Source organism: Acidovorax sp. KPB24-07 (assembly GCF_057543315.1).
The window spans coordinates 1-12,984 of record NZ_BAAJYS010000096.1; the positions used below are offsets into that span (position 1 = coordinate 1).

The window sequence follows — 12,984 nt, forward strand, 5'->3', positions numbered from 1 at the left end:
CGATATGCCCTAGTGCTTATTGCGCTGCGGGCCGATTGGATACTTGATGTTTGGCTGCTGCCGGGCAGATCAGCCCGCCATGGTGTGGGCCAGCCAGGGCTTGGTGGCCAGGCGCTGGGCCTCGAACACCTTGATCTTGTCGGACTGCCGCAGGGTCAGGCCGATGTCGTCGAACCCGTTGAGCAGGCAGTACTTGCGAAAGGCGTTCACCTCGAACGGAATCTCTTCGCCCACGACCTCGTCGCGGTTCTGGCGCACGATCACCTGGCGCTCCAGATCGATGGTGAGCTGGTAGCCGGGAAAGGCGTGCACCTCATCGAACAGCTGCGCCACGGTGGCCTCGGGCAGCACGATGGGCAGCAGGCCGTTCTTGAAGCAGTTGTTGAAGAAGATGTCCGCGAAGCTCGGCGCGATCACGGCGCGAAAGCCGTATTGGTCCAGCGCCCAGGGCGCGTGCTCTCGGCTCGATCCGCAGCCGAAATTCTTGCGCGCCAGCAGGATGGACGCGCCGGCGTAGCGGGGCTGGTTGAGCACGAAGTCCGGGTTGGGCTTGCGGCTCGCCGGGTCCTGGCCCGGTTCGCCGTGGTCCAGGTAGCGCCACTCGTCGAACAGGTTCACGCCGAAGCCGGTCTTCTTGATCGACTTGAGGAACTGCTTCGGAATGATGGCGTCGGTATCGACGTTCTCGCGGTCCATGGGGGCCACGAGGCCTTGGTGGAGGGTGAATTTCTGCATGGTATGTGTCCGTGAAAGGGCTCGAAGGCAGCAGCGGTGCGTTACTGCCCGTTGCTCCAGGTGCCGCCCTTGATGGCGGCGGTGGATGTTTCGCAGGCCTTGCGTTTTTCCTGCACGGCCTCGGGCGACAGGTTGTAGTAGTAGGCGTCCAGCGGCTGGCCCATCAGCCCCTTGCACGCGCCACTGGCGGGCCGGGGGCACTGGGCGAGGAAGGTCACCTTGCCTGCCTTGCCCCCGAGCTGGGCCGAGGTCTGCGCCAGGCCGTTGCAGCTCGCCTTGAGCTGCTCGGCCGGAATGCCGGCGGTGAACTCCATGCAGTCCTTCACCGCCACGGTTTTGCCGGCGACGGGCACGTTGCCTTCGATCACGCAGGCGCGGTCGGCCGCCAGGGCCGTGGCACAACCGCCCAGGAGCCAGGCAGCGAAGAGGGGCCATACGGCTTTCATGCGGCGGTCCTTTCTGGAGGTCTGGGGCGTGGCGCGGCCGGTCATTTGGCGGCCCGTTCGATGGCGCTGCCCGCGCGTTGCACGTCCTGGCCCATGCCCTTGACGGTGTTGCAGCCGGCCAGCAGGCAAGCCAGGGCCAGGGTGAGAAGGGTGGCGGTCTTGTTCACGGCAAGTGTCCTTGGGGTGAATGGAATGCAGCCGGGGCGCTCAGGCGAACTGGCGCACGTCCACGAAGTGGCCGTGCACGGCGGCCGCGGCGGCCATGGCCGGCGAGACCAGGTGGGTGCGTCCGCCCGCGCCCTGGCGGCCTTCGAAGTTGCGGTTGCTGGTGGAGGCGCAGCGCTCGCCGGGCTCCAGGCGGTCGGCGTTCATGGCCAGGCACATCGAGCAGCCGGGCTCGCGCCATTCGAAGCCCGCGGCCTTGAAGATCTCGTGCAGGCCTTCGCGCTCGGCCTGCTCCTTCACCAGGCCGGAGCCGGGCACCACCATGGCCAGCTTGATGTTCTTGGCGACCTTCTGGCCCAGCTTCTTGACCACCGCGGCGGCTTCGCGCATGTCCTCGATGCGGCTGTTGGTGCACGAGCCGATGAACACCTTGTCCACGAAGATGTCGTTCAGCGCCTTGCCGGGCTCCAGGTTCATGTAGGTGAGCGCGCGCTCCATGGCGCCGCGCTTGTTGGCGTCCTTTTCCTTGTCGGGATCGGGCACGCGGGCATCCACGCCCAGCACCATCTCGGGCGAGGTGCCCCAGGTGATCTGCGGCACGATGTCCGCGGCGTTCAGCGTGACCACCGTGTCGAAGTGCGCGTCGGCATCCGACTGCAGCGTCTTCCAGTAGGCGACCGCCTGGTCCCATTCCACGCCCGAGGGCGACAGCGGCCGGCCCTTCACGTAGTCGATGGTCTTGTCGTCCACCGCCACCAGGCCGGCGCGCGCGCCCGCCTCGATGGCCATGTTGCAGACCGTCATGCGGCCTTCGATGCTGAGGGCGCGGATCGCCGGGCCGCCGAACTCGATGGTGTAGCCGGTGCCGCCCGCCGTGCCGATCTTGCCGATGATGGCCAACACGATGTCCTTGGCCGTCACGCCGGGCGCGACCTGGCCGTCCACGCGGATGAGCATGTTCTTGGCCTTCTTGGCCAGCAGGGTCTGCGTGGCCATGACGTGCTCGACCTCGCTGGTGCCGATGCCGTGCGCCAGCGCGCCGAAGGCGCCGTGCGTGCTGGTGTGGCTGTCGCCGCACACCACCGTCATGCCGGGCAGCGTGGCGCCGTTCTCGGGGCCGATCACGTGGACGATGCCCTGGCGCTTGCTCATGAACGGGAAGAACGCTGCCGCGCCGACCTCGGCGATGTTCTTGTCGAGCGTGGTGATCTGCTCCTTGCTGATCGGGTCGGTGATGCCGTCGTAGCCCCGCTCCCAGCCGGTGGTGGGCGTGTTGTGGTCCGCCGTGGCGACGATGGAGCTGACGCGCCAGACCTTGCGGCCGGCCTGGCGCAGGCCCTCGAACGCCTGCGGGCTGGTCACTTCGTGCACCAGGTGGCGGTCGATGTAGAGGATGGCGGTGCCGTCCTCCTCGGTGTGGACGACGTGCTCGTCCCAGATCTTGTCGTACAGGGTGCGTCCCATGGCGGTCTCTTTGGTGGGTTTCAGGTGGGGTGGATGATTTTAGGAAGGCTCGGGCGGGGCAGGTGGCACCAAGTGTTCGACCAGCAGCCGGGCCGTGACCGGCAGGGTGTCGAAGTCGCGGGCCACCAGGCGCAGTTCGCGCTGGCCCCAGGGCTCGTCGAGCGCGACGGACTGCAGCCGGCCCACGCCGCGTATCAGCGCGAAGGCCCGGTCCGGCAGCAGGCCCACGCCCAGGCCGTTGTCGATCATGCGGCACATGGCGTCCAGCCCGGTGACCTGGATGCGCTGGCGCAGCGGGCGCCCGGCCTGCGCGGCCGCCTGTTGCATGGCCAGGCTGATGCTGCTGTTGGCCTGCAGGCCGACGATGTCGCAGTCGAGGATTGCTTCAAATTTGATAGCAGCATGCCGGGACAATGCATGCCCCTGAGGCACGACGAGCACCAAGCGGTCGCTGCGGTAGGGGCGGCTTTGCAGGCCCTCGGGTTCGGCGGCGGCGCCGGTGTGGCACAGCCCCAGGTCGGCCGCGCCCTCGCGCACGGCTTGCAGCACGTCGGGGCTCAGGTGTTCCTGCAGGTCGATTTTGACCTGGCTGTGCGCGCGGGCGAAGGCCCCCAGGTCCTCGGGCAGGAACTGCACGATGGCCGAGATGTTGGCGTGCATGCGCACATGGCCGCGCACTCCGTCGGCGTACTCGCTCAGTTCGCCTTGCATGCGCTCCAGGCCGAACAGCACGGTGCGGGCGTGGTGCAGCAGGCTTTCGCCAGCGGGCGTGAGGGTGACGCCGCGGCTGTGCCGGTAGAGCAGGGCGGTGTCCACCGCGGTTTCCAGGTCGGACAGGCGCTTGCTGACGGCGGAGGCGGCGATGAATTCCCGCTCCGCCGCGCGGCCGATGCTTCCCAGCTCGCAGACGGCCACGAAGAGCTGCAGCGAGGTGAGGTCGATTCGGCGCGCAAAACTGCGCTCGGAGCTTTTCATCGGGGTTGGAGAATTCTCTGAATCAGAGAGTTGCCGTATTTTCTCCCATGAAAATGCCGCGAGCCATCGTGGTATGCGATGGCTTTGCTGCCCATTCACGCAAAAAAACGGCGCCCGAAGGCGCCGTTGGCGTTCAAGGCCTGGCTGCGATCAGCTGAACAGGTTCTTCAGCCGGTCGGTCCAGCTTTCGCCGCTGGGCGAGTGCTTGGCGCCGCCTTTCTTGAGCGACTCCTCCAGTTCGCGCAGCAGCTTGCGCTGGTGCTCGGTCAGCTTGACCGGCGTTTCGACCGCGATGTGGCAGTACAGGTCGCCGGGGTAGCTGGCCCGCACGCCCTTGATGCCCTTGCCGCGCAGGCGGAACTGCTTGCCGGCCTGGGTGCCTTCGGGAATGTCGATGGCCGCCTTGCCCTGCAGCGTGGGCACTTCGATCTCGCCGCCCAGCGCGGCCGTGATGAAGCTCACCGGCACCTGGCAATGCAGGTCGTCGCCGTCGCGCTCGAAGATGTCGTGCTTCTTCAGGCGGATCTCGATGTACAGGTCCCCCGGCGGGCCGCCGTTGGTGCCCGGCTCGCCGTTGCCGGTGCTGCGGATGCGCATGCCGTCGTCGATGCCGGCGGGGATCTTCACTTCCAGCGTCTTTTGCTTCTTGACCTTGCCCTGGCCGTGGCAGGTGGTGCAGGGCTCGGGAATGATCTTGCCCGTGCCGCGGCAGTGCGGGCAGGTCTGCTGCACGCTGAAGAAGCCCTGGCGCATCTGCACCGTGCCGGCACCGGCACAGGTGGTGCAGGTCTTGGCGCTGGTGCCCGGCTTGGCGCCGCTGCCGTGGCAGGTCTCGCACGACTCCCAGGAGGGAATGCGGATCTGCGCGTCCTTGCCCTTGGCCGCCTCCTCGAGGGTGACCTCCATCGCGTAGCTCAGGTCGTTGCCGCGATAGACCTGGCGCCCGCCCTGGCCGCGCCCGCGCGCCCCGCCCTGGCCGAACATGTCGCCGAAGATGTCGCCGAAGGCCTCGGCAAAGCCACCGAAGCCTTCCGCACCCGCGCCGCCGGGGCCGCGCATGTTCGGGTCCACGCCCGCGTGGCCGTACTGGTCGTAGGCGGCCCGCTTCTGCGGATCGGAGAGCATTTCATAAGCCTCTTTGGCTTCCTTGAACCGCTCTTCGGCAGGCTTGGCCGCGTCACCCTGGTTGCGGTCAGGGTGGTGCTTCATCGCGAGCTTGCGATAAGCCTTCTTGATCTCTTCGTCCGAGGCGTTCTTTGGAACGCCCAGAACTTCGTAAAAGTCTCTCTTGGACATGGTCTTTCCGAGCTCGGTTGGAACAGGAACGCCGCGCTGACCCCTGTGCAGGGCCCGGCGCGGCGGCTAGTCGGGCACGCGAGCGCGCTCAGCCTTTCTTCACTTCCTTCACTTCAGCGTCCACCACGTTGTCGTCGTGCGGCGCTGCGCCGGCGGAGGACGAGGCACCGCCCTGGGGCGCTGCACCTTCCGTGCCACCTGCTGCCGCAGCCTGGGCGGCCTGCGCTTCGGCGTACATCTTCTCGCCCAGCTTCTGGCTGGCGGTCATCAGCGCGGTCGTCTTGTCGTCGATGGCGGCCTTGTCCTCGCCCTTGAGCGCGTCTTCCAGGGCCTTCACGGCGGACTCGATCTGCTCCTTCTCGGCCGCATCGAGCTTGTCGCCGTGCTCGGCCAGGCTCTTGGTCACGCTGTGCACGGCGGCTTCGCCCTGGTTGCGCGCCTGGACCAGTTCCAGCTTCTTCTTGTCGTCGGCCGCGTTCAGTTCGGCGTCCTTCACCATCTTCTGGATCTCTTCCTCGGACAGGCCCGAGTTCGCCTTGATGGTGATCTTGTTTTCCTTGCCCGTGCCCTTGTCCTTGGCGCCCACGTGCAGGATGCCGTTGGCATCGATGTCGAAGCTCACCTCGATCTGCGGCACGCCGCGGCCTGCCGGCGGAATGCCTTCCAGGTTGAACTCGCCCAGCAGCTTGTTGGCGCTGGCCAGTTCGCGTTCGCCCTGGAACACCTTGATCGTCACGGCCGGCTGGTTGTCGTCGGCGGTCGAGAAGGTCTGTGCGAACTTCGTCGGGATCGTGGTGTTCTTGCTGATCATCTTGGTCATCACGCCGCCCAGCGTTTCGATGCCCAGCGACAGCGGCGTCACGTCCAGCAGCAGCACGTCCTTGCGGTCGCCCGACAGCACCTGGCCCTGGATGGCGGCGCCCACGGCCACGGCTTCGTCCGGGTTCACGTCCTTGCGCGGGTCCTTGCCGAAGAACTCCTTGACCTTGTCCTGCACCTTGGGCATGCGGGTCATGCCGCCGACCAGGATCACGTCATGGATGTCCGACACGCTGATGCCGGCATCCTTGATGGCCGTGCGGCAGGGGGCGATCGTGCGTTCGATCAGCTCTTCCACCAGCGCTTCGAGCTTGGCACGCGTGAGCTTGATGTTCAGGTGCTTCGGGCCCGAGGCGTCCGCCGTGATGTAGGGCAGGTTGATGTCGGTCTGCGCGCTGTTGGACAGCTCGATCTTGGCCTTCTCGGCCGCTTCCTTCAGGCGCTGCAGGGCCAGCACGTCCTTGGACAGATCGACGCCCTGGTCCTTCTTGAACTCGGAAATGATGTAGTCGATGATGCGCTGGTCGAAGTCTTCGCCGCCCAGGAACGTGTCGCCGTTGGTGGACAGCACTTCGAACTGCTTTTCGCCATCGACGTCGGCGATCTCGATGATGGACACGTCGAACGTGCCGCCACCCAGGTCATACACGGCGATCTTGCGGTCGCCCTTTTCCTGCTTGTCCAGGCCGAAGGCCAGGGCCGCGGCCGTGGGCTCGTTGATGATGCGCTTGACGTCCAGGCCCGCGATGCGGCCGGCGTCCTTGGTGGCCTGGCGCTGGGCGTCGTTGAAGTACGCGGGCACCGTGATGACGGCTTCCGTCACCGGCTCGCCCAGGTAGTCCTCGGCGGTCTTCTTCATCTTGCGCAGGATGTCGGCGCTGACCTGCTGGGCCGAGATCTTGTTGCCGCGCACTTCGACCCAGGCGTCGCCGTTGTCGGCCGCCGTGATCTTGTAGGGCATCAGGTCGATGTCCTTTTGCACTTCCTTTTCGGTGAACTTGCGGCCGATCAGGCGCTTGATCGCGTACAGCGTGTTCTGCGGGTTGGTGACGGCCTGGCGCTTGGCCGAGGCGCCGACCAGCACTTCGCCGTCTTCCTGGTACGCCACGATGGAGGGCGTGGTGCGCGCGCCTTCCGAGTTCTCAATCACCCGCGTGGTGTTGCCTTCCATGATGGACACGCAGCTGTTGGTGGTGCCCAGGTCGATACCGATGATTTTTCCCATGTTGTTCTCCGAGATTTTGAAAAAGATTTGGATGCCGATAACTTGTGGATAACTTGGCCGGCTTCAAGCCGTCGCCGGCAGTTTTTCTTTGGGTCGGCGGGTGCTTACTTGGGCGCGGACACCGTGACCAGGGCCGGGCGCAGCACGCGCTCGGCGATCACGTAGCCTTTTTGCAACACGGACACCACCGTGTTGGGCTCCTGGTCGGCCGGCACCATGCTGATGGCCTGGTGCTGGTGCGGGTCGAACTTGTCGCCCGCATTGGGGTTGATGGCCAGCACCTTGTTGCGCTCCAGGGCGGAGGTGAGCTGGCGCAGCGTGGCGTCCGAGCCTTCGCGCAACTGTTCGATCGTGGCGTCCTTGATGGCCAGTGCCGCGGCCAGGCTGTCGGCCACGGGGAGCATGCTTTCCGCGAAGCTCTCGATGCCGAACTTGCGGGCCTTGGAGATTTCCTCCTCGGCGCGGCGGCGGGCGTTCTCGGCCTCGGCCTTGGCGCGCAGGAATTGGTCGGCGAGATCGGCGCTCTTGGCCTTCAGCTCGGCCAGTTCGCCCTGCAGGCGGCCCAGTTCATCGGAGGCATGTGCCGCCATCGCGGCTTCGACTTCTTCAGGAGAGGGGGAGGCGTCCCCATGAGAGGCGGTGGCTGGATTGTTTTGATCGGACATGTCGATTTCTTCTGAAAGTGAACGGTACGCGCGGCAAATGGGTGCCACCCGGCGGATTTCAAGCGAAAAGGCGACGTTTGCACGCAGATGCGTCGGGCTGGCGTCGGTCTCGGCCGGCGTGAGTGTACAAGCGACCGGCCTTGGGGCTATAATCGCCGGCTTTGCCTTGCCACACCGCTTCTAGACGCAGCGGGTGGTTTCATCCACAAGGAGTTTGCATGCGTCACTACGAAATCATTTTGTTGATCCATCCGGATCAAAGCGAACAAGTTCCAGCCATGCTGGAGCGCTACAAGGGCATGATCGTCGCCGGCGGCGGCAAGGTGCACCGCGTGGAAGACTGGGGCCGCCGTCAACTGGCGTACCTGATCAACAAGCTCGCCAAGGCCCACTACCTGTGCGTGAACATCGAAGCCGACCAGGCCGTGATGGCGGAACTGGAGCATGCCTTCAAGTTCAACGACGCCGTGCTGCGCCACCTGACGGTTCAAAAGAAGAAGGCCGACACGGGCCCTTCCTCCATGATGAAGACCGTCGAGCGCGAAGAAGCCCGCAAGGCCAGCCAGGCCGAGTTCGCCGCGTCGGGCGAGCGCTGATCCATCGACTGGAGGAGTGGAAAACCACGTTGTCCTCACCGCCTGTATCGCCGAGGCTCAGGCCCTGCGCTACACGCCCGCTGGCCTGCCGGCCCTGGATCTGAAGCTCGAACACGGGTCTCAGCAGCAGGAAGCCGGTGCACAGCGCGAGGTCAAGGCGGTCGTGAAGGCCATTGCCTTCGGCACGCTCGCAGAGCGGCTGGCAAGACAGGCGCTCGGCAGCCTCTGGATCTTCCGGGGGTTTCTGGCGACGTCGCGCAACGGCAAGGGGCTGGTGTTCCACATCCAGGATATTCAACAAGATTAATTTTCAAGAGGTCCGAAAATGGCCACGTTCAAGAAGTTCAACAAAGACAAGCGCCCGAAGCGCAACACCCAGTCGCTGCTGTTCAAGCGCAAGCGCTTTTGCCGCTTCACCGTCGCTGGCGTCGAAGAGATCGACTACAAGGATGTCGACACGCTGCGTGACTTCATCGCCGAAAACGGCAAGATCATCCCCGCACGCCTGACCGGCACGCGCGCCATCTACCAGCGTCAGCTGAACACCGCCATCAAGCGCGCGCGCTTCCTGGCCCTGGTGCCTTACAGCGACCAGCACAAGATCTAAGGAGCAACAGTCATGCAAATCATCCTGCTCGACAAGGTTGTGAACCTCGGCAACCTCGGCGAAATCGTCAAGGTCAAAGACGGCTATGCCCGCAACTTCCTGATTCCTTCGGGCCGCGCACGCCGCGCCACCGAATCCGCCAAGGCTGAATTCGAAGCCAAGCGCGCCGAACTCGAAAAGGCCGCTGCTGCGAAGCTGGCCGAGTCCCAGGCCCAAGGCGAAAAGCTCGGTGGAACGACCATCAAGCTGACGCAAAAGGCGGGCGTGGACGGCCGCCTGTTCGGTTCCGTGACCAACCACGACATCGCCGAAGAGCTGAACAAGCAAGGCTACAAGGTCGTGAAGTCGCAGATCCGCCTGCCCAACGGCCCGATCAAGGTCGTCGGCGACAACACGGTGAGCGTGGCCCTGCACACCGACGTGGTGGTGGACGTGACCGTGTCGGTCTACGGCGAAACCGCCTAACGAAAAAGCGCTGCCTCTGGCATCGACCGCGAAGCCGCCCTCGGGCGGCTTTCGCGTTTCTGGCCTGCTGTTCCATGCACCGGTCACCCACCGCCTGTGAACAGCTTGTCCACAGACTTGTCATCCCAGTCTTCCCATCTGCCTGACGGTAATCCACCGCGCCCGCCGCGAGAGGACCTTTTGCCATGACCCTCGAGTCCCTTTCCATCGACGAGGATTTCGCTCCGGCGCCGGACCGCGAAGTCGCCCAGCTGCGCGTGCCGCCGCATTCCCTGGAGGCCGAGTCCAGCGTGCTGGGCGGCCTGCTGCTCGACAACATGGCCTGGGACCGGGTGGGCGACCTGCTGGTGGACGGCGATTTCTACCGGCATGAGCACCAGCTCATCTATTCGGCCATCGGCGCCATGGTGAACGCCAGCAAACCCGCCGACGTGATCACGGTGTACGAGCGGCTGCAGGGGCTGGGCAAGGCGGAGGAGATCGGCGGGCTGGCCTACCTCAACAGCCTGGCGCAGTACGTGCCGAGCGCGAGCAACATCCGGCGCTATGCCGAGATCGTGCGGGAGCGTTCGATCCTGCGCAAGCTGGTCACGGCCAGCGACGAGATCGCCACCAACGCCTTCAATCCCAAGGGCAAGCCGGTCGAGCGCATCCTGGACGAGGCCGAGCAGAAGATCTTCGCCATCGGCGAAGAAGGCTCGCGCATGAAGCAGGGTTTCCAGTCGCTGGACACGCTGGTGGTGGACCTGCTGGACCGCGTCCAGGAAATGGCGGACAACCCCGTGGACGTCACGGGCGTGCCCACGGGTTTCGCCGACCTGGACCGCATGACATCGGGCCTGCAGGCGGGCGACATGGTGGTGCTGGCGGCGCGGCCGTCCATGGGCAAGACCTCGTTCGCCGTGAACATCGCCGAACACGTGGCGCTCAACGAAGGCCTGCCCGTGGCCATCTTCTCGATGGAAATGGGCGCGGCGCAACTGGCGGTGCGGATCGTGGGCTCCATCGGCCGCGTGAACCAGGGCAACCTGCGCACCGGCAAGCTGACCGACGAAGAATGGCCGCGGCTGACCGAGGCCATCGAGCGCCTGCGCACGGTGTCGCTGCACATCGACGAGACGCCGGGCCTCACGCCCAGCGAGCTGCGCGCCAACGCGCGCCGGCTGGCGCGCCAGTGCGGCAAGCTGGGGCTGATCGTGGTCGACTACCTGCAGCTCATGAGCGGCTCGGGTTCGTCCAGCTCGGACAACCGCGCCACCGAACTGGGCGAGATCTCCCGGGGCCTCAAGATGCTGGCCAAGGAACTGCAGTGCCCGGTGATCGCGCTGTCGCAGCTCAACCGATCGGTGGAGCAGCGCACCGACAAGCGGCCGATGATGTCCGACCTGCGCGAATCCGGCGCCATCGAGCAGGATGCCGACATCATCATGTTCATCTACCGCGACGACTACTACAACAAGGACAGCAAGGAGCCGAACGTGGCCGAGGTCATCATCGGCAAGCAACGGAACGGCCCCACCGGCACGGTGAAGCTGTTCTTCCAGAAGAACCAGACGCGCTTCGAAAACCTCGCCATGGGCTCCGGCGACGATTTCTAGGCGCCTGGGGTCAAAAAGGCCTTCAGCACATATCTTTCTAGGGCGTATTGCTATCAATTAAATAGCAAACGTCCGGAATGCGGTGCGGGCTCGGTCAGCTGCCGCCCAGCGCCCAGGCCAGCAGCCCCACGGTGGCGACGCCGGTCAGTGCCACGGCGATCGTCAGGCGCTGGCTGCGCACCCGCAGCGCATCCACCGCGCGCACGAGCTGGGCGTTCTGCTCGGCGAGCGAGCCGATCAGCGCGGCCGACGCCTGCTGCTCGGCCTCCAGCGCCTGCACCCGCTGGCGCAGTGCGGCCAGGCCGTCCTCCGTGCCATTGGGCAGGGGCGCGGCGGCGGTGGCTGCCGGCCCTTTCTGCGTCTGGCCCAGCAGCCGCCGGGCGGCCTGCAGGATCTGGGGCGTCGCCTCGATCACGTCGCCCCAGGGCACCAGCTTCAGCGCGGTCATCCATCCCACGGCCATTACCGGGTGCTCCCGCTCACAGCACTTCGCTGGCGAAGTCCGCCAGGCGTGAGCGCTCGCCGCGCGCCAGGGTGATGTGGCCGCTGTGCGGCCAGCCCTTGAAGCGGTCCACCGCGTAGGTCAGGCCGGAGGAGCCTTCGGTCAGGTACGGCGTGTCGATCTGCGCCAGGTTGCCCATGCAGATGATCTTGGTGCCCGGGCCCGCCCGCGTGATGAGCGTTTTCATCTGCTTGGGCGTGAGGTTCTGCGCCTCGTCGATGATCACGTACTTGTTGAGGAACGTGCGCCCGCGCATGAAGTTCATGCTCTTGATCTTGATGCGGCTGCGGATCAGCTCGTTGGTGGCCGCGCGGCCCCATTCGCCGGCGTTGCCGCCGTCGCCCTTGGCCAAAAATTCCAGGTTGTCGTCCAGCGCGCCCATCCACGGGCCCATCTTTTCCTCTTCGGTGCCGGGCAGGAAACCGATGTCCTCGCCCACGCTCACCGTGGCGCGGGTCATGATGATCTCGGTGTAGCGGCGCTCGTCCAGCACCTGCGTGAGGCCCGCGGCCAACGCCATCAGCGTCTTGCCGGTGCCGGCCGTGCCGGTGAGGGTGACGAAGTCCACTTCGGGGTCCATGAGCAGGTTCATGGCGAAGTTCTGCTCGCGGTTGCGGGTGTTCACGCCCCAGATGGCGTTCTTGGCCGAGCCGTAGTCCTTGAGCGTCTGCAGCACCGCCGTGCGGTCGCGGATCTCGGTCACGCGGGCGAACAGGCTGGGCTCTCCGGGCGCCTCGAAGTACACGAACTGGTTGATCATCAGCTGCGGCACGATCGGCCCGCCGATGCGGTAGTACGTGTGCACGCCGCTCTGCCAGCTTTCCACGTTCTTGCCGGTCTTGATCCAGAAGTCGGCCGGCAGTGCGAGCAGGCCGGAGTACAGCAGGTCGCCGTCCTCGAGCGTCTTGTCGTTCTGGTAGTCCTCGGCGTTCAGCCCGAGCGCGCGCGCCTTGACGCGCATGTTGATGTCCTTGGACACCAGCACGACTTCGCGCGGGGCATGCAGCTTGCGCAGCGCCTCGACGACGCCCAGGATCTGGTTGTCGGCCTTGCCCTGGGGCAGGCTGGTGGGCAGGCTGTAGTCGAGCGGCGCCGTCTGGAAATACAGGCAGCCGCCGGCCGCGCGCTGGCCGGTGGAGTCGAGCTTGAGCCCGCGCGCGATGTCGGCGCCCTGCGCGGCAGCCAGGGCGTCGAGCGTGCGGCTGGCCTGGCGTCCGTTGCGGGCGACCTCGGTCATGCCTTTCTTGTGGCCGTCGAGCTCTTCGAGCACGATCATCGGCAGGAAGATGTCGTGTTCCTCGAAGCGGAAGAGGCTGGTCGGGTCGTGCAGCAGCACGTTGGTGTCCAGCACGAACATCTTCTTGGGGCCGTTGCTGCGCGCCTTGCGGCTGCGCGCGCTGGGCGCCGCGGCCGGGGCTTGTGCGGG

15 protein-coding genes are annotated in these 12,984 nt (G+C 65.8%); 5 read left to right on the forward strand and 10 right to left on the reverse strand.

All coding sequences use genetic code 11. From position 1 onward, the window contains the following. Positions 1 to 69: 69 nt before the first annotated feature. From leuD to grpE, 8 genes are all read right to left on the reverse strand, one after another. Positions 70 to 735 (reverse strand): 3-isopropylmalate dehydratase small subunit, encoded by a 666-nt coding sequence (gene leuD, locus AC27IQ_RS12175; RefSeq protein WP_272567913.1) that lies wholly within the window; start codon positions 733 to 735, stop codon positions 70 to 72. Between the two features lie 41 nt (positions 736 to 776). After that, positions 777 to 1,181, reverse strand: a complete 405-nt coding sequence (locus AC27IQ_RS12180; protein WP_284407025.1) for a hypothetical protein — start codon at positions 1,179 to 1,181, stop codon at positions 777 to 779. A 41-nt stretch (positions 1,182 to 1,222) separates the two neighbouring features. Further along, positions 1,223 to 1,321 (reverse strand): entericidin A/B family lipoprotein, encoded by a 99-nt coding sequence (locus AC27IQ_RS12185; RefSeq protein WP_372588273.1) that lies wholly within the window; start codon positions 1,319 to 1,321, stop codon positions 1,223 to 1,225. 67 nt (positions 1,322 to 1,388) lie between these two features. Further along, positions 1,389 to 2,810, reverse strand: coding sequence for a 3-isopropylmalate dehydratase large subunit (leuC, locus tag AC27IQ_RS12190; RefSeq protein ID WP_272567918.1), 1,422 nt, complete (start codon positions 2,808 to 2,810; stop codon positions 1,389 to 1,391). A 39-nt stretch (positions 2,811 to 2,849) separates the two neighbouring features. Continuing rightward, the gene (locus AC27IQ_RS12195) at positions 2,850 to 3,785 is read right to left on the reverse strand and encodes a LysR family transcriptional regulator (RefSeq protein ID WP_487089629.1); all 936 of its coding nucleotides are present in this window, start codon (positions 3,783 to 3,785) and stop codon (positions 2,850 to 2,852) included. 150 nt (positions 3,786 to 3,935) lie between these two features. Beyond that, positions 3,936 to 5,081 carry a molecular chaperone DnaJ gene (gene dnaJ, locus AC27IQ_RS12200; RefSeq protein WP_272567922.1) on the reverse strand — a complete coding sequence of 382 codons (1,146 nt, stop codon included), beginning with the start codon at positions 5,079 to 5,081 and terminating at the stop codon, positions 3,936 to 3,938. Between the two features lie 88 nt (positions 5,082 to 5,169). Continuing rightward, on the reverse strand, positions 5,170 to 7,125 hold the full coding sequence (dnaK, locus tag AC27IQ_RS12205; RefSeq protein WP_284430078.1) for a molecular chaperone DnaK: 1,956 nt from the start codon (positions 7,123 to 7,125) through the stop codon (positions 5,170 to 5,172). Positions 7,126 to 7,229: 104 nt separating this feature from the next. Beyond that, positions 7,230 to 7,790, reverse strand: coding sequence for a nucleotide exchange factor GrpE (grpE, locus tag AC27IQ_RS12210; RefSeq protein ID WP_272567926.1), 561 nt, complete (start codon positions 7,788 to 7,790; stop codon positions 7,230 to 7,232). A 218-nt stretch (positions 7,791 to 8,008) separates the two neighbouring features. On the opposite strand from grpE, the gene rpsF reads away from it, so the two are divergent. The 5 genes from rpsF to dnaB all read left to right on the forward strand — a co-directional run bounded on the left by rpsF (position 8,009) and on the right by dnaB (position 11,056). Beyond that, positions 8,009 to 8,386: a 30S ribosomal protein S6 gene (rpsF, locus tag AC27IQ_RS12215; RefSeq protein WP_272551597.1), complete on the forward strand. Its 378-nt coding sequence runs from the start codon at positions 8,009 to 8,011 to the stop codon at positions 8,384 to 8,386. A gap of 16 nt (positions 8,387 to 8,402) precedes the next feature. Continuing rightward, the gene (gene priB, locus AC27IQ_RS12220; protein ID WP_272551598.1) at positions 8,403 to 8,693 is read left to right on the forward strand and encodes a primosomal replication protein N; all 291 of its coding nucleotides are present in this window, start codon (positions 8,403 to 8,405) and stop codon (positions 8,691 to 8,693) included. A gap of 18 nt (positions 8,694 to 8,711) precedes the next feature. Continuing rightward, complete coding sequence (gene rpsR / locus AC27IQ_RS12225; RefSeq protein WP_011794373.1) at positions 8,712 to 8,993, forward strand: 30S ribosomal protein S18; 282 nt, start codon at positions 8,712 to 8,714, stop codon at positions 8,991 to 8,993. 12 nt (positions 8,994 to 9,005) lie between these two features. Then, positions 9,006 to 9,458 carry a 50S ribosomal protein L9 gene (gene rplI, locus AC27IQ_RS12230; RefSeq protein ID WP_272551600.1) on the forward strand — a complete coding sequence of 151 codons (453 nt, stop codon included), beginning with the start codon at positions 9,006 to 9,008 and terminating at the stop codon, positions 9,456 to 9,458. Between the two features lie 185 nt (positions 9,459 to 9,643). Further along, complete coding sequence (dnaB, locus tag AC27IQ_RS12235; RefSeq protein ID WP_284395760.1) at positions 9,644 to 11,056, forward strand: replicative DNA helicase; 1,413 nt, start codon at positions 9,644 to 9,646, stop codon at positions 11,054 to 11,056. Between the two features lie 94 nt (positions 11,057 to 11,150). Here dnaB and AC27IQ_RS12240 read toward each other — a convergent pair whose 3' ends face one another. Both AC27IQ_RS12240 and AC27IQ_RS12245 read right to left on the reverse strand, forming a co-directional pair. Continuing rightward, a complete protein-coding gene (locus tag AC27IQ_RS12240; protein WP_487089630.1) occupies positions 11,151 to 11,519 on the reverse strand; it encodes a hypothetical protein in 369 nt (122 codons plus the stop codon). 16 nt (positions 11,520 to 11,535) lie between these two features. Next, positions 11,536 to 12,984: PhoH family protein (locus AC27IQ_RS12245; protein ID WP_487089631.1), on the reverse strand; the 1,449-nt coding region annotated here is incomplete at its 5' end.

Excerpts from the sequence above, each read along its gene's own strand:
- leuD (WP_272567913.1), bottom strand. The coding sequence starts at position 735 with ATGCAGAAATTCACCCTCCACCAAGGCCTCGTGGCCCCCATGGACCGC.
- AC27IQ_RS12180 (WP_284407025.1), bottom strand. The coding sequence starts at position 1,181 with ATGAAAGCCGTATGGCCCCTCTTCGCTGCCTGGCTCCTGGGCGGTTGT.
- leuC (WP_272567918.1), bottom strand. The coding sequence starts at position 2,810 with ATGGGACGCACCCTGTACGACAAGATCTGGGACGAGCACGTCGTCCAC.
- AC27IQ_RS12195 (WP_487089629.1), bottom strand. The coding sequence starts at position 3,785 with ATGAAAAGCTCCGAGCGCAGTTTTGCGCGCCGAATCGACCTCACCTCG.
- dnaJ (WP_272567922.1), bottom strand. The coding sequence starts at position 5,081 with ATGTCCAAGAGAGACTTTTACGAAGTTCTGGGCGTTCCAAAGAACGCC.
- dnaK (WP_284430078.1), bottom strand. The coding sequence starts at position 7,125 with ATGGGAAAAATCATCGGTATCGACCTGGGCACCACCAACAGCTGCGTG.
- grpE (WP_272567926.1), bottom strand. The coding sequence starts at position 7,790 with ATGTCCGATCAAAACAATCCAGCCACCGCCTCTCATGGGGACGCCTCC.
- rpsF (WP_272551597.1), top strand. The coding sequence starts at position 8,009 with ATGCGTCACTACGAAATCATTTTGTTGATCCATCCGGATCAAAGCGAA.
- rpsR (WP_011794373.1), top strand. The coding sequence starts at position 8,712 with ATGGCCACGTTCAAGAAGTTCAACAAAGACAAGCGCCCGAAGCGCAAC.
- rplI (WP_272551600.1), top strand. The coding sequence starts at position 9,006 with ATGCAAATCATCCTGCTCGACAAGGTTGTGAACCTCGGCAACCTCGGC.
- dnaB (WP_284395760.1), top strand. The coding sequence starts at position 9,644 with ATGACCCTCGAGTCCCTTTCCATCGACGAGGATTTCGCTCCGGCGCCG.
- AC27IQ_RS12240 (WP_487089630.1), bottom strand. The coding sequence starts at position 11,519 with ATGGCCGTGGGATGGATGACCGCGCTGAAGCTGGTGCCCTGGGGCGAC.